Origin of the sequence: Streptomyces yangpuensis (assembly GCF_024666385.1) — a bacterium.
Lineage (GTDB): Bacteria > Actinomycetota > Actinomycetes > Streptomycetales > Streptomycetaceae > Streptomyces > Streptomyces yangpuensis.
Window position 1 is genome coordinate 3,678,484 of the sequence record NZ_CP102514.1, and the last position, 25,162, is coordinate 3,703,645.

At 70.2% G+C, this 25,162-nt stretch carries 25 protein-coding genes; 14 read left to right on the plus strand and 11 right to left on the minus strand.

Annotated elements, in window-relative coordinates; genetic code table 11:
• Positions 1 to 12: 12 nt before the first annotated feature.
• Positions 13 to 1,518 carry a cytochrome ubiquinol oxidase subunit I gene (locus NRK68_RS16770; RefSeq protein ID WP_183066362.1) on the minus strand — a complete coding sequence of 502 codons (1,506 nt, stop codon included), beginning with the start codon at positions 1,516 to 1,518 and terminating at the stop codon, positions 13 to 15.
• A 187-nt stretch (positions 1,519 to 1,705) separates the two neighbouring features.
• On the opposite strand from NRK68_RS16770, the gene NRK68_RS16775 reads away from it, so the two are divergent.
• Entirely contained in the window at positions 1,706 to 2,074 is a 369-nt protein-coding gene (locus NRK68_RS16775) for a cyclophilin-like fold protein (protein WP_183066363.1), read from the plus strand.
• A gap of 106 nt (positions 2,075 to 2,180) precedes the next feature.
• On the opposite strand, the gene hisC is transcribed toward NRK68_RS16775, so the two are convergent.
• The gene (gene hisC, locus NRK68_RS16780; protein WP_183066364.1) at positions 2,181 to 3,260 is read right to left on the minus strand and encodes a histidinol-phosphate transaminase; all 1,080 of its coding nucleotides are present in this window, start codon (positions 3,258 to 3,260) and stop codon (positions 2,181 to 2,183) included.
• 361 nt (positions 3,261 to 3,621) lie between these two features.
• Here hisC and NRK68_RS16785 point away from each other — a divergent pair, with 361 nt between their 5' ends.
• The 3 genes from NRK68_RS16785 (at position 3,622) to NRK68_RS16795 (ending at position 7,298) form a co-directional block, all read left to right on the plus strand.
• Positions 3,622 to 4,737, plus strand: a complete 1,116-nt coding sequence (locus NRK68_RS16785; RefSeq protein WP_030028209.1) for a LacI family DNA-binding transcriptional regulator — start codon at positions 3,622 to 3,624, stop codon at positions 4,735 to 4,737.
• Positions 4,738 to 4,953: 216 nt separating this feature from the next.
• On the plus strand, positions 4,954 to 6,330 hold the full coding sequence (locus NRK68_RS16790) for a metallophosphoesterase family protein (RefSeq protein ID WP_183066701.1): 1,377 nt from the start codon (positions 4,954 to 4,956) through the stop codon (positions 6,328 to 6,330).
• Positions 6,331 to 6,479: 149 nt separating this feature from the next.
• Positions 6,480 to 7,298, plus strand: coding sequence for a hypothetical protein (locus tag NRK68_RS16795; protein WP_183066365.1), 819 nt, complete (start codon positions 6,480 to 6,482; stop codon positions 7,296 to 7,298).
• 21 nt (positions 7,299 to 7,319) lie between these two features.
• Here NRK68_RS16795 and NRK68_RS16800 read toward each other — a convergent pair whose 3' ends face one another.
• Positions 7,320 to 8,093, minus strand: coding sequence for a hypothetical protein (locus tag NRK68_RS16800; RefSeq protein ID WP_183066728.1), 774 nt, complete (start codon positions 8,091 to 8,093; stop codon positions 7,320 to 7,322).
• A 319-nt stretch (positions 8,094 to 8,412) separates the two neighbouring features.
• Between NRK68_RS16800 and NRK68_RS16805 the strand changes: the two genes are divergently transcribed.
• Positions 8,413 to 9,501 carry a glycosyltransferase gene (locus tag NRK68_RS16805; RefSeq protein WP_220818869.1) on the plus strand — a complete coding sequence of 363 codons (1,089 nt, stop codon included), beginning with the start codon at positions 8,413 to 8,415 and terminating at the stop codon, positions 9,499 to 9,501.
• Positions 9,502 to 9,585: 84 nt separating this feature from the next.
• On the opposite strand, the gene NRK68_RS16810 is transcribed toward NRK68_RS16805, so the two are convergent.
• Together NRK68_RS16810 and thiC are read right to left on the minus strand one after the other, a co-directional pair.
• Positions 9,586 to 9,837: a hypothetical protein gene (locus NRK68_RS16810; RefSeq protein ID WP_183066729.1), complete on the minus strand. Its 252-nt coding sequence runs from the start codon at positions 9,835 to 9,837 to the stop codon at positions 9,586 to 9,588.
• 1,258 nt (positions 9,838 to 11,095) lie between these two features.
• The gene (gene thiC / locus NRK68_RS16815; RefSeq protein WP_220818870.1) at positions 11,096 to 12,883 is read right to left on the minus strand and encodes a phosphomethylpyrimidine synthase ThiC; all 1,788 of its coding nucleotides are present in this window, start codon (positions 12,881 to 12,883) and stop codon (positions 11,096 to 11,098) included.
• A 211-nt stretch (positions 12,884 to 13,094) separates the two neighbouring features.
• On the opposite strand from thiC, the gene NRK68_RS16820 reads away from it, so the two are divergent.
• On the plus strand, positions 13,095 to 14,492 hold the full coding sequence (locus NRK68_RS16820) for a YibE/F family protein (protein ID WP_257856131.1): 1,398 nt from the start codon (positions 13,095 to 13,097) through the stop codon (positions 14,490 to 14,492).
• A gap of 8 nt (positions 14,493 to 14,500) precedes the next feature.
• Here NRK68_RS16820 and NRK68_RS16825 read toward each other — a convergent pair whose 3' ends face one another.
• The 4 genes from NRK68_RS16825 to NRK68_RS16840 form a co-directional block, all read right to left on the minus strand.
• Complete coding sequence (locus NRK68_RS16825; RefSeq protein ID WP_030956844.1) at positions 14,501 to 14,950, minus strand: SsgA family sporulation/cell division regulator; 450 nt, start codon at positions 14,948 to 14,950, stop codon at positions 14,501 to 14,503.
• A 97-nt stretch (positions 14,951 to 15,047) separates the two neighbouring features.
• Positions 15,048 to 15,785, minus strand: coding sequence for an IclR family transcriptional regulator (locus tag NRK68_RS16830; protein WP_373024470.1), 738 nt, complete (start codon positions 15,783 to 15,785; stop codon positions 15,048 to 15,050).
• A gap of 305 nt (positions 15,786 to 16,090) precedes the next feature.
• Complete coding sequence (locus tag NRK68_RS16835) at positions 16,091 to 16,318, minus strand: DUF5326 family protein (RefSeq protein ID WP_183066369.1); 228 nt, start codon at positions 16,316 to 16,318, stop codon at positions 16,091 to 16,093.
• Between the two features lie 150 nt (positions 16,319 to 16,468).
• Positions 16,469 to 16,786 (minus strand): cupin domain-containing protein, encoded by a 318-nt coding sequence (locus NRK68_RS16840; RefSeq protein ID WP_257856133.1) that lies wholly within the window; start codon positions 16,784 to 16,786, stop codon positions 16,469 to 16,471.
• 88 nt (positions 16,787 to 16,874) lie between these two features.
• Here NRK68_RS16840 and NRK68_RS16845 point away from each other — a divergent pair, with 88 nt between their 5' ends.
• From NRK68_RS16845 to NRK68_RS16865, 5 genes are all read left to right on the plus strand, one after another.
• A complete protein-coding gene (locus tag NRK68_RS16845) occupies positions 16,875 to 17,252 on the plus strand; it encodes a phage holin family protein (RefSeq protein WP_183066370.1) in 378 nt (125 codons plus the stop codon).
• Between the two features lie 12 nt (positions 17,253 to 17,264).
• A complete protein-coding gene (locus NRK68_RS16850) occupies positions 17,265 to 17,483 on the plus strand; it encodes an arsenate reductase/protein-tyrosine-phosphatase family protein (protein WP_183066371.1) in 219 nt (72 codons plus the stop codon).
• Positions 17,405 to 18,649 carry a cystathionine gamma-lyase gene (locus NRK68_RS16855; protein WP_373023589.1) on the plus strand — a complete coding sequence of 415 codons (1,245 nt, stop codon included), beginning with the start codon at positions 17,405 to 17,407 and terminating at the stop codon, positions 18,647 to 18,649. The genes NRK68_RS16850 and NRK68_RS16855 overlap by 79 nt, the downstream gene beginning before the upstream one ends.
• Before the next feature lie 241 nt (positions 18,650 to 18,890).
• On the plus strand, positions 18,891 to 19,796 hold the full coding sequence (locus NRK68_RS16860; protein ID WP_183066373.1) for a LysR family transcriptional regulator: 906 nt from the start codon (positions 18,891 to 18,893) through the stop codon (positions 19,794 to 19,796).
• Between the two features lie 60 nt (positions 19,797 to 19,856).
• Complete coding sequence (locus NRK68_RS16865) at positions 19,857 to 20,336, plus strand: NUDIX domain-containing protein (protein WP_183066374.1); 480 nt, start codon at positions 19,857 to 19,859, stop codon at positions 20,334 to 20,336.
• A gap of 55 nt (positions 20,337 to 20,391) precedes the next feature.
• Here the strand turns inward: NRK68_RS16865 and NRK68_RS16870 are convergent, their stop codons facing one another.
• Entirely contained in the window at positions 20,392 to 21,600 is a 1,209-nt protein-coding gene (locus tag NRK68_RS16870; protein WP_183066375.1) for a globin domain-containing protein, read from the minus strand.
• A gap of 120 nt (positions 21,601 to 21,720) precedes the next feature.
• Positions 21,721 to 22,371 (minus strand): HAD family hydrolase, encoded by a 651-nt coding sequence (locus NRK68_RS16875; protein ID WP_183066376.1) that lies wholly within the window; start codon positions 22,369 to 22,371, stop codon positions 21,721 to 21,723.
• A gap of 172 nt (positions 22,372 to 22,543) precedes the next feature.
• Between NRK68_RS16875 and NRK68_RS16880 the strand changes: the two genes are divergently transcribed.
• The 3 genes from NRK68_RS16880 to NRK68_RS16890 all read left to right on the plus strand — a co-directional run bounded on the left by NRK68_RS16880 (position 22,544) and on the right by NRK68_RS16890 (position 25,148).
• Positions 22,544 to 23,434, plus strand: coding sequence for a GNAT family N-acetyltransferase (locus NRK68_RS16880; RefSeq protein WP_257856135.1), 891 nt, complete (start codon positions 22,544 to 22,546; stop codon positions 23,432 to 23,434).
• 15 nt (positions 23,435 to 23,449) lie between these two features.
• Positions 23,450 to 23,911, plus strand: coding sequence for a GNAT family N-acetyltransferase (locus NRK68_RS16885; protein ID WP_257856136.1), 462 nt, complete (start codon positions 23,450 to 23,452; stop codon positions 23,909 to 23,911).
• A 61-nt stretch (positions 23,912 to 23,972) separates the two neighbouring features.
• Positions 23,973 to 25,148 (plus strand): winged helix DNA-binding domain-containing protein, encoded by a 1,176-nt coding sequence (locus NRK68_RS16890; RefSeq protein WP_183066379.1) that lies wholly within the window; start codon positions 23,973 to 23,975, stop codon positions 25,146 to 25,148.
• The last annotated feature ends 14 nt before the right edge of the window (positions 25,149 to 25,162 follow it).

Here is a 25,162-nt window from a genome sequence, read left to right on the forward strand (position 1 = left end):
TTCTCCTCAGCCTCAGTACGAGAAGGCCATCGGCCGGTCGGGGTTCTTGTCGTCCCCGCCGATCTTGGTGGGCGGGTTGAGGTCGGCCTCGGTGAGCTCCGGCGGGCCGAGCTTGACGTACTTGATGAGGAGCCGGACCTCGATCACGGCGAGCACGGCGTAGAGCAGGGTGAAGCCGATCATCGAGGTGAGGACCTCGGCCTGGGAGACGTTCGGCGAGACCGCGTCCCGGGTGCGCAGGACCCCGTAGACCACCCACGGCTGGCGGCCCATCTCGGTGAAGATCCAGCCCCAGGAGTTGGCGATGAGCGGGAAGCCCATGGTCCAGAGGGCGACGATCCAGTAGAGGTTGCCGAGCCTGGGGCTCAGCGCCTTCTTGAAGAGCACCAGGTGGGGGACCTCGTCCTCCCCGGTGCGCAGCCCCGGCGGGAGCAGGAACTTCCTGCGGGTCAGCCAGAGGCCCAGCATGCCGATACCGAGCGAGGCCATGCCGAAGCCGATCATCCAGCGGAAGCCCCAGTAGGCGACCGGGATGTTGGGCCGGTAGTCGCCCGGTCCGAACTTCTCCTGCTCGGCCTTGTTGACGTCGTTGATGCCCGGGACGAAGGAGGTGAAGTCGTCGTTGGCCAGGAAGGACAGCAGACCCGGGATCTCGATGGCCACCTTGTTGTGACCCTTTTCGACGTCGCCGTAGGCGAAGACGGAGAAGGGCGCGGGGGCCTCGCCGTCCCAGAGGGCCTCGGCGGCGGCCATCTTCATGGGCTGCTGCTTGAACATGACCTTGCCGAGCAGGTCACCGCTGATCGCCGTGCCGAGGCCGGCGATGATCAGGACGACCAGGCCCAGGCGCAGCGAGCTGCGCATCACCGGGACGTGCTTCTTGCGCGCCAGGTGGTAGGCGGAGATGCCGGCCATGAACGCACCGCCGACGAGGAAGGCGGCCGTGATGGTGTGGAAGAACTGGGTGAGCGCGGTGTTCTGGGTGAGCACCAGCCAGAAGTCGGTGAGCTCGGCCCGGCCCCGCTCCTCGTTGATCCGGTAGCCGACCGGGTGCTGCATCCAGGAATTGGCCGCCAGGATGAAGTAGGCGGACAGGACGGTGCCGATGGACACCATCCAGATGCAGGCCAGGTGGATCTTCTTGGGCAGCTTGTCCCAGCCGAAGATCCACAGTCCGATGAAGGTGGACTCGAAGAAGAAGGCGATCAGCGCTTCGAAGGCGAGGGGGGCGCCGAAGATGTCACCGACGAAGCGCGAGTAGTCGGACCAGTTCATGCCGAACTGGAACTCCTGGACGATGCCGGTGACGACACCCATCGCGATATTGATCAAGAAGAGCTTTCCCCAGAACTTCGTGGCTCTGAGGTACTTCTCCTTTTCGGTGCGCACCCAGGCGGTCTGCAGGCCGGCCGTGAGGGCGGCGAGCGAGATCGTCAGGGGCACGAAGAGGAAGTGATAGACGGTGGTGATGCCGAACTGCCATCGCGCCAGGGTTTCTGGCGCCAGAGCCAGGTCCACGTCGTCGTCTCCTTCGTGTCGCCGTGATCACAGCGGCAGCCTGCTTTCCGAACCCGCCTATTCCGGGAGGAAGCAGACACGCTTGTGAACGCGTTCACATTCACAAGCATTATGGCGCATCGCGTTCGGACGCCTTCCGGCGGGGTACCCCTAGCCAATCGATTCAACAGATTGTTGAATCTGGCTCATGCAGATTCGAATCTCCTGGCCCTCGGGCCAGCTCACCGCAACCCTCGACGAGACCCCGACCAGCAAGGCGCTGGCCGAGGCTCTTCCGATCTCCGCCTCCGCGAACACATGGGGTGAGGAGGTCTACTTCGACACCGGCGTCTCCGTGGCCCTGGAGGACGACGCCCGGCAGGTCGTCGAGCCCGGCACGGTCGCTTTCTGGACCGAGGGCGACGCCCTCGCGCTGCCCTACGGCCCGACGCCCATCTCGCGCGGGGGCGAGAGCCGCCTGGCGAGCCCGTGCAACGTGCTCGGCTCGTTCGACGGCGACCCCCGCCTGCTGTCCACCGTTCGCGACGGCGATCCCGTCCGCGTGGAACTGGCCTGAGACTCCCGCCCCACCCGTCCGCGCGGCGCTCCCGCCGACCGGCCGGACGGCCGCGGACCGCGCCGCTGCCGGAACCCGCGCCGCCGCCGGACCCGCGCCGCGGAGCCTAGAGCTCCTTGAAGAAGGCCTCCGCCGTGTGCAGGAAGAGGTCGTTCGCCTCGGGCTCACCGATCGTGACCCGAAGGCCCTCGCCCGCGAAGGGCCGGACCACCACACCGGCCTTCTCGCAGGCCGACGCGAAATCGAGGGTCCGGTCGCCCAGGCGCAGCCACACGAAGTTCGCCTGCGTGTCCGGCACGGTCCAGCCCTGCGCCAGCAGCGTCGCGTGGACCCGCGCACGCTCGCCCACCAGCGCACCGACCCGGCCCATCAGCTCGTCCTCGGCGCGCAGCGAGGCCACCGCCGCGTCCTGCGCGAGCTGGCTGACGCCGAAGGGCACCGCCGTCTTGCGCAGCGCCGCCGCCACCCGCTCGTGCGCGACCGCGAATCCGACCCGCAGACCTGCGAGCCCGTACGCCTTGGAGAACGTCCGCAGCACGGCGACGTTGGGGCGGTCGCGGTACAGCTCGATGCCGTCCGGGACGTCCGTGTCGCGCACGAATTCGCGGTACGCCTCGTCCAGGACCACCAGGACGTCCGAGGGCACCTGGTCCAGGAAGCGCTCCAGCTCGGCCCGGCGCACGGCGGTGCCGGTGGGGTTGTTCGGGTTGCAGACGAAGATCAGCCGGGTCCGCTCGGTGATCGCCGCGGCCATGGCGTCCAGGTCGTGCACGTCGCCCTCGGTCAGCGGGACCTGCACCGAGGTCGCACCTGAGATCTGCGTGATGATCGGGTACGCCTCGAAGGACCGCCAGGCGTACATGACCTCGTCGCCCGGGCCCGCCGTGGACTGGATCAGCGACTGGGCCACGCCCACCGAGCCGGTGCCCGTGGCCACGTGCTCGACCGGCACGCCGAACCGCTCGGCGATCTCGTTCACCAGGCCGGTGCAGGCCATGTCCGGGTACCGGTTGAAGGCACCCGCCGCCGTGACCGCGCTCTCCAGCACCCCCGGCAGCGGCGGGTACGGGTTCTCGTTCGAGGACAGCTTGTACGCGACGGGCCCGCCCGCGGCAGCCGGCTTTCCGGGCTTGTACGTCGGAATGCCGTCCAGCTCGGCGCGCAGCTTCGGGCTCTTCTCGCTCACCGCAGGTCCTCCTCGACCGTCCCGTCCGACGTCGCCGTCGACTCAATACTGCTCACCTTATGAGGATTCCGCTCTCCCGAGAATGGGGGCGCCTGGATTGCGGGGGAGCGCGCGCATATATGCGCGCGCCGGTGGCCTGCGCCGTGGCGCGCATCCCTCGTGCAGGTGAGTTGCGACCGACACGAAAGCGCGCCGTTTTGGCATGCCCGGTCCCGTCGACAAGCTCCACCGCCAGCCTGTACGACCAAATGCCTTCATTTCCAAGGTCATTGGGGGTGGCGAACCATGCAGAAACGTGCCTGTCAACGCGTGCATATGCACCCGGACCGCCCACCCCACCGAGCCCTACTATCGGCTCGCCATGACAGCAGCAGGGAAGCATCAGGTGAGCCGGACCGAGACCACCCGGCGGGCCGCCGGCCGACAGGGCCGGGCCGGCATCAGGGACGTGGCCGCCGCGGCCGGCGTCTCCATCACGACCGTCTCCGACGCGCTCAATGGCAAGGGACGGCTGCCCGACGCCACCCGCCGCCACGTTCGCGAAGTAGCCGACCGGCTGGGCTACCGCCCGTCGGCCGCCGCCCGCACCCTCCGTACCGGAAAGTCGGGCCTCATCGGCCTGACCGTGACGACGTACGGGGATGAACCTTTCACCTTCACCGAATTCGCCTACTTCGCCGAGATGGCCCGGGCCGCCACCTCGGCGGCGCTGGCCCGCGGATACGCCCTCGTCATCCTCCCCGCCACCTCCCGCCACGACGTGTGGTCCAACGTCGCCCTCGACGGCACCGTCGTCATCGACCCCTCCGACCACGATCCCGTCGTCACCGAGCTCGTCCGCCAGGGCCTGCCCGTGGTCTCCGACGGCCGGCCCGCCGGCTCCCTCCCCGTCACCGCCTGGGTCGACAACGACCACGAGGCCGCCGTGCTCGGCCTCCTCGACCACCTCGCCGCCGCCGGCGCCCGCCGGATCGGGCTGCTGACCGGCACCACCACCGACACGTACACCCGCCTGTCCACCACGGCCTACCTGAACTGGTGCGAGCGCGTCGGCCAGGACCCCGTGTACGAGTCCTACCCGGCCCACGATCCGTGCGCGGGCGCCGTCGCCGCCGACCGGCTCCTGGCCCGACCCGACCGTCCCGACGCCGTCTACGGTCTCTTCGACCCGAACGGCACCGACCTGCTCGCCGCCGCCCGCCGCTACGGCCTGCGCGTCCCCGAGGACCTGCTGCTCGTCTGCTGCAGCGAGTCCACCGTGTACGCCAACACCGAGCCGCCCATCACCACGCTGTCCCTCAAACCGCGTCGCATCGGCACCGCCGTCGTGCAGCTGCTCATCGACGCGATCGAGGGCGTGGACACCGGACGGCCGGTCGAACAGGTCGTCCCGACCGAGCTGATCATCCGCACCTCGTCGCAGCGCAGGCAGCCCCGAACGACCGTCAGCCCACCCCGATCTCCGGCCCAGGACTGACCGCCGGACCGTCCGGTCGGCCTGTTCGGCGGGTCGTCCGGAATTTCAACAACCGGCAATATCGGGCAAAAACGGTAGGAACGATACGCTCCGCAAAGGATTCACCACCCCTGGTGCGTCACACAGCGCGAGCCGCATTCCTATGATGGGCGCACGACATCACGGACCCTCCTCCCAGGAGGTCAGGAGGGTCCGCAGGTGTACGGCAGCGCGACGGTGGTGGAGGGGTCGATGACTCAGGGGGCCGGTCAGGGACCCGCGATGCGGACGGAGACGCTGCGGGACTTCCGGGTGCCAGTCACCGAACCCGCCGCCCCGTACGCCGTATCCACCGGTCTGCCCGACGAGGCTCCCGTGTACGGCGAGTACCCCGCGTACTACGAGGACGGCGCACGGGCCGCCGTGCCGCCCCAGCCCGGGTACCTGCCGCAGCCGCCCGCGGCGCCGGGCCCGCAGCCCGATCCGCACCGCGAGCAGGCTCACGAGCAGCACCGCGAGCAGCACCGCGATCCGCGTCACGACTCCCGGCAGGACCCCCGGCAGGACCCGCGCCACGAGGGGCCCCCGCACGGGCGTCCCCAGGGTCCCCCGCAGCCCGCCGCGCACACCGAGGCCGAACCGGTGCACTCGATGACCAAGGGCCCCGAGGAGGACGAGCCCGAGGGCTACACCCCGACCTACCGGGACCTCCCCGTCATCGGCCGCACCCCGCTCGGCGGCCCCGGCGACACCGTCCAGGTCCAGTACGTCCCGCAGGACGCCGCCGGACCCGGTCCGCTGTACGTCGTCGGCGACGTCCACGGCTACCTCGACGAGCTCGTCACCGAGCTGCGCGCCCAGGGCCTGATCGACGCCGAGGGCCGCTGGTCCGCGGGCAACGCCCGGCTCTGGTTCCTCGGCGACTTCACCGACCGCGGCCCCGACGGCATCGGCGTCATCGACCTCGTCATGCGGCTGTCCGCCGAGGCGGCCGCGGCCGGCGGCTACTGCAAGGCGCTGATGGGCAACCACGAACTGCTGCTCATCGGCGCCAAGCGATTCGGCGACACCCCCGTCGTCTCCGGCGCCGGCACCGCCACCTTCCAGGCCGCCTGGCTGCTCAACGGCGGCCAGCGCACCGACATGGAGCGCCTGCAGGACGTGCACATCCAGTGGATGTCGAGACTGGACGCGGCCGTGCTGGAGGAGGACCACCTGCTGCTGCACTCCGACACCACGGCCTACCTGGACTACGGCGACTCCATCGAGGACGTCAACGACACCATCCACGAGCTCCTCAACCGGGGCGACGTCGACATCACCTGGGACCTCTTCCGGAAGTTCACCAAGCGCTTCGCCTTCCGCGACGAGGAGACCGGCCCGCAGGCCGTCCGTGAACTGCTCGACACCTACGGCGGCAGCCGCGTCGTGCACGGCCACAGCCCGATCCCGTACCTGCTGGGCGAAGTGGGCACCGAGGACGGCGACGAGTCACGCGGACCGGAGGCCGTGGACGGCCCGCACGTCTACGCGGACGGCCTCGCCATCGCGATGGACGGCGGCGTGACGATGGCGGGCAAGCTGCTTGTCGTACGGCTTCCGCTGAGCGACTGAGAGTTTACGCAGAGGGGTATTTCCGGAAAGCCCCTGTCACGGCGCGGTGTGGTCGCTCTACCATCGCACTATCCGTAGCAGGCTCTCCTCCGTTTCAGCCGGCACCCGGGTCTACGCGCGGCAAACCGGCTTCTACGGAGCATCGGGGGATGCACATGACCAGCGCTCCGCACCTGCTGACCGAGGACCGGCCCGAATTCGACCGGCTCATCGACGAAGCACTGCGCGCCGCGAGCGAACGGCCCGAACTCGCCACGCTCGGCGAACGGCTGAACGCCGAACAGCTGCGCACCATGGCCCAGGGCGCCAGCGCCCTGCTGGCGGCCGCCGCGGCCGCCGAGTACGGCCACTACGTGAAGGTCCGCGAGGAACGACGCGACGAGACGCTCTACGCCCCCGGTACGACGGGGGACGAGGACGGTGACGGGAGCAGCGGCGCCGGCGCGGGCGTCAGCGCCGTGGTGGCGGTCCTCGCACCGGTCCTGGCGGGCACCGCCATGCTGATCTTCCTGCTCGTCGGCTACATCCTGAAGATGATCGAGCCCGAACCGGCCTTCGCGCAGACCATGGTGACGGCGGGTTGGCTCTTCGGGGCGCTCACCGCGGCCGCCCTCCTCTTCGCCGTGATCGGGCTGCTGGTCACGGCCGTGCGCAACAGCGCGACCGAGGTGGCGGCGGACGAGACCGAGGCGATACCCGACGAGGTGGCACGGGCCCGCGAGGCCTGGCGGCACGCCCTGCTGGAGCGCGGCATCATCCCGTTCCTGCGGGACGCACTGGCCGATCCGAGCGCCGGCCCGGGTTTCCCGACCCCCCGCACGCCAGGGGCCGGGCGCATCCCCAGTCTGGGGTACACCCGGCCCGATTTCACCAGCCCGGGAACCCCTTCGCAGGGGTCCCCGCCCGGCTACACGTCACCGGACTTCACCAGCCCGGACTTCGGCGGTGCGGAGCAGAGGCCGGAGTAACGGCTCCGGCCGGCTCCGTGGCTACTTCAGCTCCTTCGGCAGGTGGTTGGGGTCCATGGGACGAACCGGCTGCGCGTCGGCCCGCAGCGGCGGCGGCGGGTCGCCCGGGTTGGGCTGCGGTACTCCGAGGTTCCACACCCCGTCGCACGTGAGGGTGTCCGGGGTGCCCGGGACCACGTTGCAGAACGTCTCGTAGATCTCGCCCGCCTGGGTGATCACTTCGATCTCGAGCCGGTTGGCCTGGTGGGAGAGGGAGACCGCACAGGCGCCCTCCGGGTACTCGCCCTCCTCGTTGGTGGTGAGGTCGTACCAGATCCAGGGGCCCAGCGTGGTGTTCTGGACCTCCCGGACGCCGGCGTACGTGATGCCGTCAGGGGTGAGCGCCGCCTTGAACTCGCGGTCGTTGTTGTCCCGGACGGCGTCGATGTCCACGCACGTGCCCGGACCGGTCGCGCCCGTGGCACCCGTCGCACCCGTCGCACCGGTGGCGCCCGTCGCGCCCGTGGCGCCCGTCGCGCCGTCGGCGCCCGGCTCGCCACGCGGACCGGTGGGGCCGGTCGGACCCGTCGGACCGCGCTCGCCCTCGCACTTGTCGCCGCCGCCGCGGGGGCCGGCCTCGACGTCCACCGCCCTCGGATCCTGGCTCGCGCTCTTCTTGGTCGTGCAGTCACCGCCGCCGGCGGGGCTCGCCGACCGGACCGTGGCGGCCGACTGGACGGTCTGCGCGGTGGCGAACGCCGGGCTGGCGATGCCCGCCATCACCAGGGCCAGTGACGCCAGTGTGCCTCCCTTCACCACAGCACTCCGCCTGGCCACCGGGCCAAGGGGTGACCTGGTCCTGTTCACGGGGCTCATATACGCCGCTCCTTCTCGTATCCGAATCGAACGATGGGCGATCGGCCCGGACGGGCCGCCTCGCTCATAGTCGGTAAATCGGATTGAAGGAATGAGGCGCCTCGCACCGCCGTCATCTCATCGGACCAGCAAGAGACCCCCAATGGCGGCTCTCATCGTGCCTTCCTTGCACCCCATTGACCCGATCCCTACGGTCGCCTCACGGTCGTCTTCACCACCACCGTGGACGGGATCCTTGAAAGCCAAAATCTGCCTGAACATGATCGTAAAGAACGAGGCCGCGGTGATCAGGCGCTGTCTCGAATCCGTACGTCCTTTGATCGACACCTGGGTGATCGTCGACACCGGGTCGACCGACGGCACCCAGGAGATCATCCGGGAATTCTTCGGTGATCTCCCCGGTGTCCTGCACGAACGCCCCTGGAAGGGATTCGACGGCAGCCGCAGCGAGGCGATCGACCTGGCCCGCTCCAGCGCGGACTACCTGCTGTTCATCGACGCGGACGACGTGATCGAGGTGGATCCCGGATTCCGGATGCCGGAGCTCACTTTCGACGCGTACGGCGTCGCGGTGCACCACCAGCCCGTCATCCACTGGCGGCCGGCTCTGGTCTCCACCCGATTGCCCTGGAAATACGTGGGTGTGCTGCACGAGTACCTCGATTGCGAGGAATCCTTCACCCGGGGGGATCTCGAAGGCTTCCATATCCGCGTCGTCGGCGGCGGAGCCCGCCAGGGCGAAGGCGGCGACCGGGAGAAGTACCTCCGCGACGCCGCGATCCTCGAAAAGGGCCTGCTCGACGAACCCGGGAACGCCCGCTACGCCTTCTACCTGGCCCAGAGCTGGCGCGACGCGGGCGAGCCGGAGAAGTCCCTGGCCGCCTACGACCACCGCGCCGGCATGGGCGGCTTCGCCGAGGAGGCCTACTGCTCCCGGCTTTACGCGGCACGCCTCGCGGCGAGCCTCCAGCGCCCGCCGGCCGAGGTGATGGACCGCTACCTCCGCGCCCACGAGAGCCGTCCCGGGCGGGCCGAGGCGCTCGGCGACCTGGCGCGCCTGTGCCGTCTCGACGGCCGCTTCCCGTTGGCGTACCTGTTCGCCCGTCAGGCGGCGCGGATCCCACGGCCGGACGACATCCTGTTCGTCGAGTTCGACTGGTACGAGTGGCGCGCGCTCGACGAGCTCGCCGTGTCCGCCTACTGGGTCGGCGCGTACGAGGAGTCGCTGCGGTGCTGCGAGCGGCTGCTGCGGGAGGGCCGGCTTCCGGAGAGCCAGCGTGAACGGGTCGTGGAGAACCGCGCGTTCGCCCTCGGCAAGCTGGGACCGGAGTACCAGGTGGTGGCCTGACGGCCACCGACGCTCCCGCACGGCCGAGGGGCCGGACGCGTCCACGGCGTGGGATGCGTCCGGCCCCTCGGCCCCCTCTGCCCCCTACCGTGCGGCGCGGTTCGGGAAGGCCTTGCCCCGGAGGGCTGCCACCGGACCGGGGGTCAGTTCGGTCCACCCCTCGTCCCAGACGAAGGTGGTGCCATTGGTGTCACCGTGCGTCTGGAAGATCCGGTTGTCCGAGGTCAGGACCCTGATGTAGGAATTCGTTCCCTGACTGACGATGGCGATGCCGCAGGCGGTGGCGGCGGGGAATCCGGGGTTGTCCCCGTCCGAGACGTTCTGCCAGACGGGCACTCCTCCGGCCGTGGCCGCCCGGCCGACGTAGGCGACGCCGTTCGCGAGGACGACGCCGAACGACTCGCTGTTCGAGGGTGCGACGGTATCGATGTCCCGGCAGCGAAGAGTGGCGCCGGTGGCCCCGGTCGCACCCGTGGCCCCAGTGGCACCAGTGGCCCCAGTGGCGCCGGTCGCGCCATCGGCGCCGCTCGGTCCGGTGGAGCCCGTAGCTCCGGCAGCACCCGTAGCTCCGGCCGCACCATCCGCACCAGTGGCGCCCGTAGCTCCGACCGCCCCGTCGGCACCGGTAGCCCCTGTGGCACCGTCGGCGCCGGTCGCACCGGTCGCACCAGTCGCGCCATCAGCACCTGCCGCACCGTCGGCGCCTGTAGCCCCGGTGGCACCATCGGCACCCGTAGCCCCGGTGGCACCGTCAGCACCGGTAGCCCCGGTCGCACCGGGAGCGCCATCCGCACCCGTTGCGCCGGTCGCACCGTCAGCACCAGCCAAACCTGTCGCGCCGGTCGCACCGTCAGCACCCGCAGCCCCAGTGGCACCGTCAGCACCCGTAGCCCCGGTCGCACCTGTAGCGCCCGTCGGACCGGTCGGGCCCGTCGCGCCGTCCGCGCCATCGGCACCGTCCGCTCCGGTGGCTCCCGTCGGACCGGTGGGGCCGGTCGGGCCGGGTCGGCCCGGCCCGCACTGGTCGCCTCCTCCGCGGGGGCCGGCCAGGAGGAGGTCCCACGCCGTCCGGCCGTCGTTCGGGTCGGCGTCCGGGCCCTGGTCCGGGTCGAGGTCCGCCCACGGGTCCGGCTCCTGATAGTGATCGCAGCCGTCCCCGCCCACGCGGCTCGCCGCGTCGACCCGCTCGGCCGCCCTGACGCCCTGCGCCACGGCGATGGAGGGGCTCGCCACTCCCATCATCACCAGGGCGAGCGACGCCAGCGTGCCGGCCTTGCGCCAAGTACTCCTCGGCAGGGGGCCAAAGGGCGACCTGGTCCTGTTCTCGGGACGCATACCACTCCTTCTCGAAACCGGTCGAACGATGGTGGTGGCCTCTCCGGCCACATCGGTAGCGTGTGAACCGCCGCCACGAACACGCCGGACACCTCGCAGAAAAGTCCACTTATCGGACTATTGATGCGACACCAATGGGCTCCCGCCGGGCCACGGAGCCCGGCCCCCTCCGTCCGACGGCACGAAAAACGGGCGGGCCCGCGACTCCCCCCATGGGTCGCGGGTCCGCCCGTCCGCAGTCGGGTCCTGCCGGCCGGCCTCAGTCGGCCAGCGGCAGATAGACCCGGTTGCCCGCGGCCGCGAACTCGGCGGACTTCTCCGCCATGCCGGCCTCGATCTCGTCGGCCTTCAGGTCCCCGCCGTGCTCACGGCGGATGTCCTGCGAGATCTTCATCGAGCAGAACTTCGGACCGCACATGGAGCAGAAGTGCGCGGTCTTGGCCGGCTCGGCGGGCAGCGTCTCGTCGTGGAACTCACGGGCCGTGTCCGGGTCCAGCGCCAGGTTGAACTGGTCCTCCCAGCGGAACTCGAACCGCGCGTCGGACAGGGCGTCGTCCCACTCCTGGGCGCCCGGGTGCCCCTTGGCGAGGTCCGCGGCGTGCGCCGAGATCTTGTACGTGATGACGCCGGTCTTGACGTCGTCGCGGTTGGGCAGGCCCAGGTGCTCCTTGGGCGTGACGTAGCAGAGCATCGCCGTGCCCCACCAGGCGATCATCGCGGCGCCGATGCCCGACGTGATGTGGTCGTAGGCGGGCGCGACGTCGGTGGTCAGCGGGCCGAGCGTGTAGAACGGCGCCTCCTCGCAGATCTCCTGCTGGAGGTCGATGTTCTCCTTGATCTTGTGCATCGGGACGTGGCCCGGTCCCTCGATCATCGTCTGCACGTTGTGGCGCTTGGCGATGGTGTTGAGTTCGCCCAGCGTCTTCAGCTCGGCGAACTGCGCCGCGTCGTTGGCGTCCGCGATGGAGCCGGGGCGCAGGCCGTCGCCCAGCGAGTACGTGACGTCGTACGTCGCCAGGATCTCGCAGAGCTCCTCGAAGTTCGTGTAGAGGAAGTTCTCCTTGTGGTGCGCGAGGCACCACGCCGCCATGATCGAGCCGCCGCGCGAGACGATGCCGGTCTTGCGGCGGGCGGTCAGCGGGACGTACGGCAGCAGCACGCCGGCGTGGACCGTCATGTAGTCGACGCCCTGCTCGGCCTGTTCGATGACCGTGTCCTTGTAGATCTCCCAGGTCAGGTCCTCGGCGCGGCCGTCGACCTTCTCCAGCGCCTGGTACAGCGGCACGGTGCCGATCGGGACGGGGGAGTTGCGCAGCACCCACTCGCGGGTGGTGTGGATGTTGCGGCCCGTCGAGAGGTCCATGACCGTGTCCGCGCCCCATCGGGTCGCCCAGGTCATCTTCTCCACCTCCTCCTCGATGGAGGAGGTGACGGCGGAGTTGCCGATGTTGGCGTTGACCTTCACCAGGAACTTCTTGCCGATGATCATCGGCTCGATCTCGGGGTGGTTCACGTTCGCCGGGAGCACCGCGCGACCTGCGGCGATCTCCTCGCGGACGACCTCGGGGGAGACGTTCTCGCGGATCGCGACGTACTCCATCTCCGGGGTGATCTCACCGCGGCGGGCGTACGCGAGCTGTGTGACGGCGGCGCCGTCACGGCCCCGGCGGGGCTGGCGCGGACGGCCCGGGAAGACCGCGTCGAGGTTCTTGAGGCCACCACGCGGCGAGGTGTGCTTGATGCCGTCGTCCTCGGGGCGGACCGGGCGCCCGGCGTACTCCTCGGTGTCGCCGCGGCCGATGATCCAGTTCTCGCGCAGCGGCGCGAGGCCCCGTCGCACATCGGTCTCGATCTGCGGGTCGGTGTACGGACCGGACGTGTCGTAGAGCGTCACGTCCTTGCCGTTGGTGAGGTGGACCTGGCGGACCGGCACCCGGATGTCGGGGCGGGAGCCCGCCACGTAGCCCTTGTGCCAGCCCGGCTTGCGCTCGGTCGAGCCGTCGGCGTCCTGGCTGACGGCAGGCGTGCGTGCGTCCTGAATGGTCATGAGACCTATCTCCCTACGCCGGCATTACCCGGTAACAGGTTCGGCGGTCGACGCAGCCTCCTCCCGTACGCATCTGTGATGCGCGTACGGTGATCAGCGTCCTCTCAGCCCGGTGCTCCGAGCTCCCGCGTTGTGCAAAGTAGCCCCCACGCTAGCGTCATCCATGGCGTGCTGAACAGTGGGCCCCCTCATCTCTTGCGATGATCTGCTGGTGACGTCATCGCCGCAGCCCCCCAACGAGCCCACTGAGCCCGGTGCCCACTCCGGCCACGCGCACGACGGCCATGGTCATTCCTCCGGGCACTCCTCCGGCCCTTCACACGGTCATGCCCACAGCCATGGCCACGGGCCGGCAGCCCCTGTCTCGAAGCACCTGCGCAAGGTCATCGCGGCCGTACTGATCCCCTTCGCCGCCGCCGTCCTCGTCGGCCTGGTGGTGCTCTGGCCCGGCGGCACGCCCGGCCACGAACGGACCGGGGTGGGCTTCGACCGGCAGACCCAGCAGGCCAAGGTCGTCTCGCTGGAAGAGGTCGACTGCAAGTCCGTGAACGCCTCGCAGGCCGCGCCGCCCGGCGGGGCCCCGTCGGGCGGCGCGGCACGGGCCGCGCAGACCGGGGACTGCAAGAAGGCCACCGTCGAGATCGGCAGCGGACCGGACAAGGGACGCACCTTCATCGAGATCGTCCAGCCGGGCGCGCCACGGCAGTTGGCGGACGGCCAGGAGGTGGTGGTGGCGTACGCCCCGGACGCGCCCCGCGACCTGCAGTACTCGGTGATCGACGTGAACCGCAAGCTCCCGCTGGCGGTGCTGGCCGGCATCTTCGCGCTCGCGGTCGTCCTCGTCGGGCGGATGCGCGGGCTGTTCGCGCTGATCGCACTGGTCGTCAGCTTCGGCGTGCTGACGCTGTTCATCCTGCCCGCCATCCTCCAGGGGTCGAATCCCCTGGTGGTCGCGGTGGTCGGGGCGAGCGCGATCATGCTGATCGCGCTCTACATGTGCCACGGTCTGACCGCCCGCACCTCGGTGGCGGTCCTCGGCACGCTCGTGTCGCTGCTGCTGATCGGTCTGCTGGGATCGGTGTTCATCGACTGGGCGTTCCTCACCGGCAACACCGACGACAACACCGGTCTGATCCATGGGCTGTACCCGGACATCGATATGAGCGGTCTGCTGCTCGCCGGCATCATCATCGGATCGCTGGGCGTGCTCGACGACGTGACGGTCACCCAGACCTCGGCGGTCTGGGAACTCCACCAGGCCGACCCGTCGATGGGGCCGCGGGCCCTCTACCGCGCAGCCATCAGGATCGGCCGCGACCACATCGCGTCGGTGGTCAACACCCTGGTACTGGCCTACGCGGGCGCCGCGCTCCCCCTGCTCCTGCTGTTCTCCATCGCCAACAGCAGCATGGGATCGGTCGCGAACAGCGAGCTGGTCGCGGTGGAGATCGTGCGCACCCTCGTCGGCTCGATCGGGCTGGTCGCCTCGGTGCCGGTGACGACGGCGCTGGCCGCGCTGGTGGTTTCGGCCGACCGGCCGGAATCCCCGGCCGTCGCACCGGGCTCGGGACCGGTGCGCGGCGGCCGGGGCCGGCGGCGCAAGCGCTGAACGGCGGTTCAGCCGGCGTTCTGCTCGTTGTGCTTGGACTCGGCCAGGATTCTGCCGAGCGCCTCGTCCAGGTGCTCCTCGAAGTCCCCGGTGTTCCGCTCCTGTCCGAGCGGAACGATCCGGTCGGTACGGTCGAGGAACGCGACGAGCGGTGCCGCGCCGGCCCGGAACAGGGCCCGGTCGCCGCCGACCTGGAGCCGGATGTGGACGTCGGACAGCTCCTCGGGGCTGGTGGGAGCGATGTGCACATCGCCGTCACCGCACGGCTTGTTGATGCCGTCGAGAAGCAGCTCCCGGCCGAACGCCCAGGTCACGGGCGCGTCTCCGGGAAGGTGGAAGGTCAGGCGGACTGCGTAGGGATCACGGGCGTCGTACCGGAGTTCCACCGGGATCCGGAACGAGAGCTCCTCGGAAACGAGGAAGCTCATCATGACCTCTGCCTGTACCGACTCGCGCATTGCCTACCCCGCTGTAGTGGAAGTGGCCAGGAATGATCCCCCAGGGCCCTCTTGACAAGAGTGGTGGAAGCGCTTGCAGATCACAAGGAGTGAGTTTTCAGATACTGATAGAGAAGGAGAGGGTGCTCAGCAGCGCGCCTACTTCACTCCGTAGCCGATTGACTACATACAGCAATCGATCTTGCTGGTGCAGGGGCAAAGAAATGGCCATGGTCGCCGCCGCATCCCCGGCTGTGATCGGGATGGCAGCGCAGACCGTGCCGAGGGCATATTCCTGCCTCTCGATTACAGGCTGCATTCGCCCGAGGGCCCCGATCCGGGTCTCCAGGGAGCGCAGATCGCGCACGGTATAAGGGGTGATGGCCTCTACCGGATGGCGGTCGTAATAGTCCTTGCGCGCGCTCTCGTCGAGCTGGCCGAGCAGGCACTGCCCGATGGCGTGGGCGTGGCCGGTCTCCCGGAAGTCGGCCCACTCCTCGCACGCGGGACTGCCCGGAGTGTCCGAGACCCCCACGACCTCGATTTCACCCTCGCGGTAGACCGCGAAGTAGACGGGCGCCCCGACCGCGTCGCGGAAGTGCGCGAGCGAATCGAGGATCATGCTGCGACGTTTCTGCTGGAGTCCTCCGACGGCCAGCCTGCCGGCTGCGTCACCGAGCACGAAGACTCCGCGTTGTCTGCGCAGGTAGCCCTCGTGGGTCAGGGTGCGCAACAGGTGGTAGGCGGTGGGGAGCGGGAGCCCGGCCTCACGCGCCAGCTGCTTCGCCGGGGCTCCCCCGCTGTGGGATCCCGCGGCTTCGAGCAGCCTCAGCGCCCTCTGCACCGAACCGATCAGTGTCGGCACACCGGCATTGTGGACCGGAGACAAAGCTCACCCCCAGGCGTGGCTGCGGGCCTTCAGGGGTGGCCCGCCCTGCGGGGGCCGCCCCCGCGCATGCCGGGTCCTGGGGGTCGCGCTCGGCGGTTCGTCGCCATCACCACAGGTCAGGCGGTGACGGCGGCTCCCGGTGCCCAGGGATCGGCACAGTTCGCGACTCTATCCACCGATTCCGGGGCCATGAGCCGCTCAGGGCATCACGTTCCCTCAGCTGGGTTAACGGGGGAACCGCCCCCGAGGCCGGGAACCACCCCCGAGGCCACCTACCACTCGCCGGAGGAGGACTTCGAACGCCCGCCGCCGAGCTTCTTCACGACGAAGATCAGACCGCCGACGAGGCCGACGAAGAGGAGCAGCTTGAAGGCGAACGAGATCAGTGCGCCCAGGATGCTCGTGATGACACCGCCGAAGACGAACAGGGCCAGCAGCGGAACGGCGACCCACTTAACCCACCAGGGCATGCCTGCGAATATCTCTCGGATGCCGTTCATGTCCTCGACCTCTTCCTGGTCTTCCCGTCCGTGACTTCCTGCTCTCGATGCTAGGAGTCCGCGCGCTCCGATCGGGGCCCGGGAGCCCCCGGAGTCCCCTGATCCGCCCCTTAGGGGGATCAGGGGCCACGACCCTCATCCGCGGTCGGCTCAGCCCTCCGGCGGGGAGAACACCACCATCACCTTCAGGTCCTCGGTGATGTGGTGGAACTTGTGCGCGACACCCGCCGGGACGTAGACGACGCTGCCGCGCGCCACGGTGGTGGTCTCCTCCCCGACCGTGATCGAGGCCCTCCCGCTGACGACGAAGTACACCTCGTCCTGACCGTGCGGCCGCTGCGGATCGGTCTGGCCGGCGTCGAGCGCGTACAGCCCGACGGACATGTTCCGCTCACGCAGGAACTGCAGATAGGCGCCGTCGTTGGCGGCCCGTTCCGCTTCGAGCTCGTCAAGCCGGAAGGCTTTCATCCTCGTTGTGCCCCTTGCCTCGATCGTTCCCTCACATCCGCTGATCTGCGGATGTCCCACCGGGATCTTCTCTGCCACGATCAGACACATGACGAATTTCGTAGTCAAGACGCTCGCCAATGCGGCCGCCCTGGCCGTCGCCATCTGGCTGGTCGCCGGCATCACCCTGGACGACGGCAGCACGATGGGCCGCCGGACGCTGACCCTGATCCTGGTCGCCCTGCTCTTCGGCCTGGTCAACTTCATCGTCAAGCCCGTGGTGAAGCTGTTCTCGCTGCCGCTGTTCATCCTCACGCTCGGCCTGTTCACGCTCGTCGTGAACGCGCTGATGCTGATGCTGACCTCGTGGCTGGCCGACCAGTTCGACCTGAGTTTCCATGTGGACAATTTCTGGTCGGCACTGATCGGCGGCCTGATCATTTCCATCGTCTCCTGGGCCGTGAACATGGTCCTGGACAACGACTGAGCGCGGCCGGACATGTACCGCGTCTGCTTCGTCTGCACGGGCACCATATGCCGCTCCCCCATGGCCGAGTCCGTCTTCCGCGCCCAGGTGGAACGGGCCGGGCACGACGACGTACCGGGCCCCTACTACGGGTCGCTGGAGGGGTTCGAGGAATGCCTGGAGCTGGTCGAGGCGGCCGGCCCCGGACTGCTGGACGCCGTACGCGAGGCGATGAAGGAGCACACCGCGTGAACGAGTACGCCCCCGAAGGACCCGGTGAGTCGATCGGCGACGGCACCCGAGCCGTGCGCGCCGGCCTGCCCGAGGTCGTCAAGAACGAACCGCCCCTGCCCGGGCCGGTCTTCGCCGCCCACTTCCACCTCCCGGGAGACGTCGAGGGCCCGTACGCCTACGGCCGCGACACCAATCCGACGTGGACCCTGCTGGAACGGGCGATCGGAGAGCTGGAGGCCCCCGGCCAGGACGTGCACACCATCGTCTTCGGCTCCGGCATGGCGGCCATCTCCGCCGTCCTGCTCTCCCAGGCGCGCACCGGGGACACCGTCGTCCTGCCCGACGACGGCTACCAGGCGCTGCCCCTGCTGCGGGAGCAGCTGGAGGCGTACGGGATCCACGTGCGCACCGCGCCCACCGGAGGGGACGCCCAGCTCGACGTCCTCGACGGGGCCCGGATGCTGTGGATCGAGACGCCGTCCAATCCCGGGCTCGACGTGTGCGACGTACGACGCCTCGCGGAGGCCGCGCACGCCGGCGGGACCCTGGTCGCCGTCGACAACACCCTCGCCACCCCCCTCGGACAGCGGCCCCTGGAGCTCGGGGCGGACTTCTCCGTGGCCAGCGGCACCAAGGGCCTCACCGGCCACGGGGACCTGCTGCTCGGATACGTCGTGTGCCGCGACCCGCAACTCGCGGCCCGGGTCCGGGGCTGGCGCAAGATCGTCGGCGCGATTCCGGGTCCCATGGAGGCCTGGCTGGCCCACCGTTCACTGGCCACCATCCAGCTGCGCGCACAGCGCCAGTGGGCCAACGCCCTGGCCGTCGCGGAGGCTCTGGGCGACCGCCGTGAGGTGAGCGGGGTCCGCTACCCGGGGCTGACGACCGACCCCTCCCACAAGACGGCCGCGCGTCAGATGCGGGGCTTCGGCTCGGTGGTCTCCTTCACCCTGCCCGACCGGGCCCACGCGCAGCGCTTCATGGCCGCCCTGCACCTGGTCGAGGACGCCACGAGTTTCGGCGGCGTGCGGTCCACCGCCGAGCGGCGCGGGCGGTGGGGCGGAGACGCCGTGCCCGAGGGCTTCATCCGCTTCTCCGCCGGGGCCGAGGACACCGAAGACCTGGTCGCGGACGTCCTGCGGGCCCTCGACCGAGCCCTCGACCCGGCCGGTCAGGACTGCTGACACCTCTGGCACACGTCCGGCACAGATCCGGCACAGATCCGGCCCACATCCGGCACACGTCCGGCACACGTCGTGAAAGGGCAGTCCGAGCCTCCCCCCTAGTGGCTCGGACCGCCCCGGGTTCCGCGCGCGAAGAACCACGCGACAAGGCTAGTTGACTCTGCGTCAGAGTCCAATCACGGTAGCGACAGGGGCCTATCTGCATATTTATAGTTGTAGGCCCCCACCGAGAGGTGTCGCGATGGATCTGGCCCTGCTGCGCACCTTCGTCACCGTCCACCGGGCGGGCTCGTTCACGCGCGCCGCCGCCCTCCTCGGACTGTCCCAGCCCGCGGTGACCTCGCAGATCCGCACCCTGGAACGCCAGTTGGGCAGGCCGCTCTTCCACCGCCGGGCCCGCGGTGTCACACCCACCGCCGTCGGCGACGAACTCGCTCACAAGGCCGCCCCGCACCTCGACGCCCTGCTCCGGATCACCGAGGCGGAGCGGGAGGACGCGGGCGGGCTGCGGTCCCTCCACGTCGCCGGGCCGCCGGAGTTCCTGTCCCTGCGGGTGCTCCCCGCCCTCGCCCCCCTGGTCGGCCAGGGCCACACCCTCCGGGCCACCCTGCAGGGCGACGCCGGGACCGTTCTCGACGGGCTCGCCGCCGGCCACCACGACCTCGTCGTCACCACCGCCCGCCCCCGCGGCGGCCCCTTCACCGCCACCGCCCTGTGCGACGAGGAGCACGTCCTGGTCGCCGCGCCCTACTGGGCCGCCCTCGTCGACACCGACCGGCTGCGGGACGACGGTCCGGGGGCGCTGGAGGGCATCCCGCTCGTCGAGGTCCACGAGACCCTGCCGCTCGTCACCCGGTACTGGAGCGCCGTCTTCGACACCGCGCCGGACGCGAGGTCCCTGGCCGCCACCGTGGTCGTACCCGATCTGCGGGCCGTACTGGAATGCGTCCTCGCGGGCGCGGGGCTCGCCGTGCTGCCCCGCTACCTGTGCCAGGACGCCCTCGACAGCGGCCGGATCGCGGCCGTGGCGGAGCCTGCCGTACCACCGCTGCGCACCTGGTTCCTGGTCCTGCGGACGGGAAGCCTCTCCCTCGCCCACCTCGCCCGGGCCCGCGAGCGGCTCCTGGACGCCGCTGTGCACTGGTGAGCCCCCTGTTTCCGGCCCCTGGCGCGTTTCAGAAGCGGAGCGGCGGGCCACTCTTCTCCCATGACCGAACGTCCCGTGGTCAAACGCACCGCCCGCGCGATCCTGCTCGACGGTGACGACCTGATCCTCATCAAACGCACAAAGCCCGGCGTCGACCCCTACTGGCTCACCCCCGGCGGGGGAGTGGAGCCCTCGGACGCCACCGTCGTCGACGCCCTCCACCGAGAGGTCCACGAAGAACTCGGCGCGAAGATCACCGATGTCGTGCCCTGCTTCGTCGACACCGTCGAGCACATCGCCGGCGGCGGGGTGACCGGCGTGAAGGTGCAGCACTTCTTCGTCTGCCGCCTCGAATCGATGGACCCGAGCCTGCGGCACGGCCCCGAGGTCGACGAGCCCGAGGGCGAGTACGAGATCGTCCGGGTGCCCTTCAGCCGGGTGGGCATCGCCGCGGTCCACCTCGTCCCGCTGTCCCTACGGCACTACCTGGACGGGAACATCGAGGGCGTGCGCGCCATGCACGCGCCCGACCTGGGCTGAGCCGCGCCGGGGCCGGTGGACCGCCGCCGGTCCCGGACCGGCGTGCCCGCCGGTCTCATCCGGCGATGCCCACCAGTTCCTCGACCGCGTCGTGCCGGATCCGCTCGCCGGGGATACCGATGCGCAGGAGCTCGTCGACCCCGCTGCGGATCATCGCGGGCGGTCCCGAGATGAACGCGTCGTAGGAGCTCCACGGCCCGTGCTCGCCCACGGCCTGCGGCAGCTGTCCCGCCAGCCCGTCGCCCACCACCGGCCGCACCGACAGCCACGGGTGCGAGCGCTGCAGCCCCAGCAGGGTGTCCTTGTCGTACAGGTCGTTGTCGCTGCGCGCTCCGAAGAACACCTCGACGGGACGGCGCTCGCCGTGTTCGGCCACATCCTCGATCAGAGCCTTGATCGGGGCGATGCCGGTGCCCCCGCCCAAGCAGAGCATCCCGTTGTCGGTGGTGTGGTCCACCACCATCGACCCGGCCGGCGGTCCCAGACGCAGCACGTCCCCGGGGCGGGCGTGGCGCACCAGGGCGTTGGAGACCCAGCCCGCCGGGACGGCCTTGACGTGGAAGGAGAGCAGCCCGTCGGCACGGGGGGCCGAGGCGAAGGAGTAATGCCTCCAGACCCGCGGCCACCACGGGGTCTCCAGGCTCGCGTACTGGCCGGCCAGGAAGGCGTACGGCTGATCGGGGCGGACGGTCAGCACCGCGATGTCCGGGGTGCGCAGGTCGTGGGAGACCACCTCCGCGTGCCACCAGGCCGGGGCCTTCACCTCGTCCGCCGCCGCCGCGTCGATCATGATCTGGGAGATCGCGGTGTACGCACGCACCCACGCGGCCTCGGTCTCGGGCCCCCAGCTCTGCGTCGCGAACCGGGCCAGTGCCCCCACGAGGGCCTCGCCGACCGCGGGATAGTGGTAGGCCATGGTGCCGTACTTGCGGTGTCCGGTGCCCAGTCGGCAGAGGTACGGGGCGAGCACGTCGGGATGGTCGATGTGCTCGGCGGCGGTCAGGAGCGCCTTCAGCAGGCGGTCGCGCTGGGTGTCCATGGCCGCCGGGAACATGCCCCGCACTTCCGGGTGCCCGGTGAAGACCAGAGCGTAGAAGTACGAGGTCACCTTGTCGGCGACCGGGGCGATCTCCGCGAGGGTCCGGCGGATGAGTACGGCATCCGGTGAGGGCTCGGCCGCTTCGCCCTCGGAGGGTATCCGGGCCGCTTCGCGTCTGGCCGATCTGGTGGGCGGAGCGTCCATGCGGTGCCTCGCTTCGAGCATCTCGGTCGGTCTGCACACGCCACGGTCATGAATCCGTGGTTCCCGGTTTCACAGCGTGCCAGCCGCCCCAGAGGCCTGCGGGGAAACACGGAAAATCCGCGATTCGAACCCACTTTCCTCCTAAGATGCGTCAACTCCCGGGCGCGCCATGGCCACGAGCTGGTATACCTCCCGCAGGTCCCGCCCCTCGTAGACATGGGTCGCGCGTGCGGCCAGATGCGGTCGCGCGTTGACCGCCACCGAAACGGACACCGCCTCGAAGAGGTGGATGTCCGTCCCCGAATCCCCGTACGCCACGCAGTCGCCGCGGGTCACACCGAACTGCTCGCACAGCCGGTCGGCCACCATGACCTTGCCCTCGGGGGTCAGGATCCCGGCCTCCTCCACGGGCCGGGTGAACGGCACCTCGGGGAATACCGAGCCGTGGGCGGCATGAGCGCCCCACTCCAGCAGCAGTTCCACGAAGAAGGACGGGGACAGGGAGACCACCGCGCAGTACTCCCCGCGCCCGCGGATCTCCTGCCAGACGTCCCGGATGCCCGCGAGCCAGGGAGCCCCCTCGAACGCCGCCCGGACATGCTGCGGCGTCAGCTCGGCCCACAGCGCGTGCACCGCCACCGAGAACTGGTGCGGCCCGATCTCCCGCGCGGCGAAAGACCGCTCCAGCGCGGCGATCTCGGCACTCACCCCTAGCTGGCGGGAGATCTCCACCGGAGCCGCCGAGCCGTACATCAGTGTGCCGTCGAGGTCGAAGAGGTGCAGGCGCGTCATAGCTGTCGAGGCTAGTGGCTCGGTTTCACGTGAAACACCGCGTTTCACGTGAAACACCGCCCGGCGTGGCCGCCCGCGCAGCTCATGTTTCACGTGAAACATCGGCAGTGTCACGTGAAACATCGGCCCAAATCCTCTGGACGACTCCCGGCTCATGATCCAGTCTGAGCCGGTGACACCACCACACATCACCGATCTGCCGATCCGCGCGCTGTCCGTGGACGATCTCCACCGCTGCGCCGACCTGTCCGAAGATCGTGGCTGGCTCCGCGAGGACCACAAGTGGGGGCTGCTGCTCGCCGCCGGAAACGGCTACGGCATCGATGCCCCGGACGGCCAGGGCCTCGCCGCCGCCTGCGTCGTCACCCGCTACGGCTCCGCCTCCACCGGCCCCGGACTCGCCGCCATCGGCATGGTCCTCGTGGCCGACCGCTACGCACGCCAGGGGCTCGGACGGGCCCTGATGACCCACATCTGCAACGACGTACTCAAGGGCGTCCCACTCACCCTGCACGCCACTCCTTATGGGCGCCCGCTCTACGAGGAGCTCGGTTTCAACACCACGGGGCGCGCCGAAATGCTGGTAGGGGCCTTCCAGGAGGACACCTCCGGCGCGCACGGCACCGCTCGGGTACGACGGGCGGTCGCGGAGGACCTCCCGCGCATCCTGCGCCTGGACGCCGAGGTCTTCGGCGCCGACCGTACGCACATGATCACGCGGCTGCCGGCCTTCGCCGACCAGCTGCTCGTCGCCGAGGACCAGGCCGGAGACGGCACGCTCGCGGGATACGCGGCGGCCTGGCCCAATATGCACACCCATGTCATCGGCCCCCTGATCGCCCGGGACACCGACACCGCCATGTCCTTGGTCACCGCTCTCGCCAGGGGCACGGACCGGGTGCTGCGCACCGATGTCGATGTACGGCACGAGGAACTGCTCGCGTGGCTCAAGGAACGCGGCCTGGAGACCGTCGCCTTCAACGCGGTGATGACACGGGACATCCCCGGCCTGCCCGGTGACTGGACCCGCCGCTGGGCGCCGCTCACCGTGGCCGCGGGCTGAGAGGGGATTCCCGTCGTGACAGACTCTCCCACGTTGGTGATCCGGCCGGCCACCGAGGCCGATCTGCCCGCCATCGTCGCCATGCTGGCCGATGACCCGCTGGGCGCGACCCGCGAATCCCTGGGGGACCTCACCCCGTACCGCACAGCCCTGGAACGTCTCATCGGCGACCCGAACCAGCATGTGGTCGTCGCCGTACGGGCCGGCCGTGTCGTGGGCACCCTCCAGCTGACGATCGTCCCCGGCCTCTCCCGCAAGGGAGCCACCCGCGCCATCGTCGAAGGCGTCCGTGTCCACGCGGACGAGCGCGGCAGTGGACTGGGCACCCGGTTCATCGAGTGGGCGATCGAGAAGTCCCGGGCCGAGAACTGCGCACTCGTCCAGCTCACGTCGGACGTGAGCCGGACCGACGCCCACCGCTTCTACGAACGGCTCGGGTTCACCGCCTCGCATGTCGGGTTCAAGCTCCAGCTGTGACCGGCAGGATCGTGGGCCGGGCCGCACCGCGGTGTCGGTGGCCCGGCCTACGATCGGGAGGATGAGCGCCCGTCTCCCCCTCCTCAGCACCACCGAGCGCCGCAACCGCCTCGGCCGACGCCACCGTCTGGCCCCGTCGGCCCACGCCGCGACGGTCGCGGAAGCTGCGGACTCCGTCGTCGCCCTGCACGCCACCGACGCCGCGACCGTCTTCCTCTCCGCCCGGGCCCGGCTGGCCGAGGGCGGCCCCGGAGCGGTCGAGCACGCGCTCTACGAGGATGTCCGCCTCGTGCGGCTGCTCAGCATGCGCAACACCCTCTTCGCCGTGTCGACGCATCTTGCCCCGTACGTCGACGCATCGACCGCCCGCGCCATCGCGGTCAAGGAGCGCCGCACCCTCCTCAAGCACCTCGCCGAGGACGGCCAGGGTCTCGACGCCGCATGGCTGGCCGGGGCGGAGGCCGCCGCTCTGGACACCCTGGACACCAGCGGTCCCCTCACCGGCAGTCAGCTTTCCTCAGCCGTGCCCGCGCTGCGCCGGAAGATCACCATCAGCCGGGGCAAGAAGTACGAGACGGAGCAGGGCGTCGCCACCCGCGTCATCCGCCTGCTGGCCGCCGACGGCAGGATCCGCCGCGACCGGCCGCGCGGATCGTGGACCTCCAGCCAGTTCCGGTGGGTCCACACCGCGCCCTGGCCCGCCGTACCGGCCGCGGAGGCCCGTGCCGAGATCGCCCGCCGCTGGCTGGACGCGTACGGCCCGGCCACCGAGGCCGACCTCAAGTGGTGGACGGGCTGGACCCTCACCGAGGTACGCAAGGCCCTCGCCGCCGTCGGTCCCGACCAGGTGCGACTCGAAGACGGCAGTACCGCCCTGGTCAGCCCCGGGGACACCGCACCCGAACCGGCTCCCGAGCCCTGGGCGGCGCTGCTGCCCGCGCTCGATCCGGCAGGCATGGGCTGGGCCGACCGGAGGTTCCACCTCGATGCCGCCCACAGGCCCGCCCTCTTCGACTACGCCGGCAACATCGGTCCCACCGTGTGGTGGAACGGCGAGATCGTCGGCGGCTGGGCCCAGCGCCCGGACGGCGAGATCGTCTGGCGGCTGCTCGGCGACCCCGGCCGGACCGCCGAGGAGGCGATCGCCGCCGAGGCCGCGCGCCTCGCCGCCTGGGTGGGCGACGCCCGGGTCACCCCGCGCTTCCGTACTCCGCTGGAGCGTGAACTCGTCGCCTGAGACGGGCTTCCGGC

Excerpts from the sequence above, each read along its gene's own strand:
- NRK68_RS16775 (WP_183066363.1), top strand. The coding sequence starts at position 1,706 with ATGCAGATTCGAATCTCCTGGCCCTCGGGCCAGCTCACCGCAACCCTC.
- NRK68_RS16785 (WP_030028209.1), top strand. The coding sequence starts at position 3,622 with ATGACAGCAGCAGGGAAGCATCAGGTGAGCCGGACCGAGACCACCCGG.
- NRK68_RS16795 (WP_183066365.1), top strand. The coding sequence starts at position 6,480 with ATGCACATGACCAGCGCTCCGCACCTGCTGACCGAGGACCGGCCCGAA.
- NRK68_RS16805 (WP_220818869.1), top strand. The coding sequence starts at position 8,413 with ATGATCGTAAAGAACGAGGCCGCGGTGATCAGGCGCTGTCTCGAATCC.
- thiC (WP_220818870.1), bottom strand. The coding sequence starts at position 12,883 with ATGACCATTCAGGACGCACGCACGCCTGCCGTCAGCCAGGACGCCGAC.
- NRK68_RS16825 (WP_030956844.1), bottom strand. The coding sequence starts at position 14,950 with ATGCGCGAGTCGGTACAGGCAGAGGTCATGATGAGCTTCCTCGTTTCC.
- NRK68_RS16835 (WP_183066369.1), bottom strand. The coding sequence starts at position 16,318 with ATGAACGGCATCCGAGAGATATTCGCAGGCATGCCCTGGTGGGTTAAG.
- NRK68_RS16840 (WP_257856133.1), bottom strand. The coding sequence starts at position 16,786 with ATGAAAGCCTTCCGGCTTGACGAGCTCGAAGCGGAACGGGCCGCCAAC.
- NRK68_RS16845 (WP_183066370.1), top strand. The coding sequence starts at position 16,875 with ATGACGAATTTCGTAGTCAAGACGCTCGCCAATGCGGCCGCCCTGGCC.
- NRK68_RS16850 (WP_183066371.1), top strand. The coding sequence starts at position 17,265 with ATGTACCGCGTCTGCTTCGTCTGCACGGGCACCATATGCCGCTCCCCC.
- NRK68_RS16855 (WP_373023589.1), top strand. The coding sequence starts at position 17,405 with ATGCCTGGAGCTGGTCGAGGCGGCCGGCCCCGGACTGCTGGACGCCGT.
- NRK68_RS16860 (WP_183066373.1), top strand. The coding sequence starts at position 18,891 with ATGGATCTGGCCCTGCTGCGCACCTTCGTCACCGTCCACCGGGCGGGC.
- NRK68_RS16865 (WP_183066374.1), top strand. The coding sequence starts at position 19,857 with ATGACCGAACGTCCCGTGGTCAAACGCACCGCCCGCGCGATCCTGCTC.
- NRK68_RS16870 (WP_183066375.1), bottom strand. The coding sequence starts at position 21,600 with ATGCTCGAAGCGAGGCACCGCATGGACGCTCCGCCCACCAGATCGGCC.
- NRK68_RS16875 (WP_183066376.1), bottom strand. The coding sequence starts at position 22,371 with ATGACGCGCCTGCACCTCTTCGACCTCGACGGCACACTGATGTACGGC.
- NRK68_RS16890 (WP_183066379.1), top strand. The coding sequence starts at position 23,973 with ATGAGCGCCCGTCTCCCCCTCCTCAGCACCACCGAGCGCCGCAACCGC.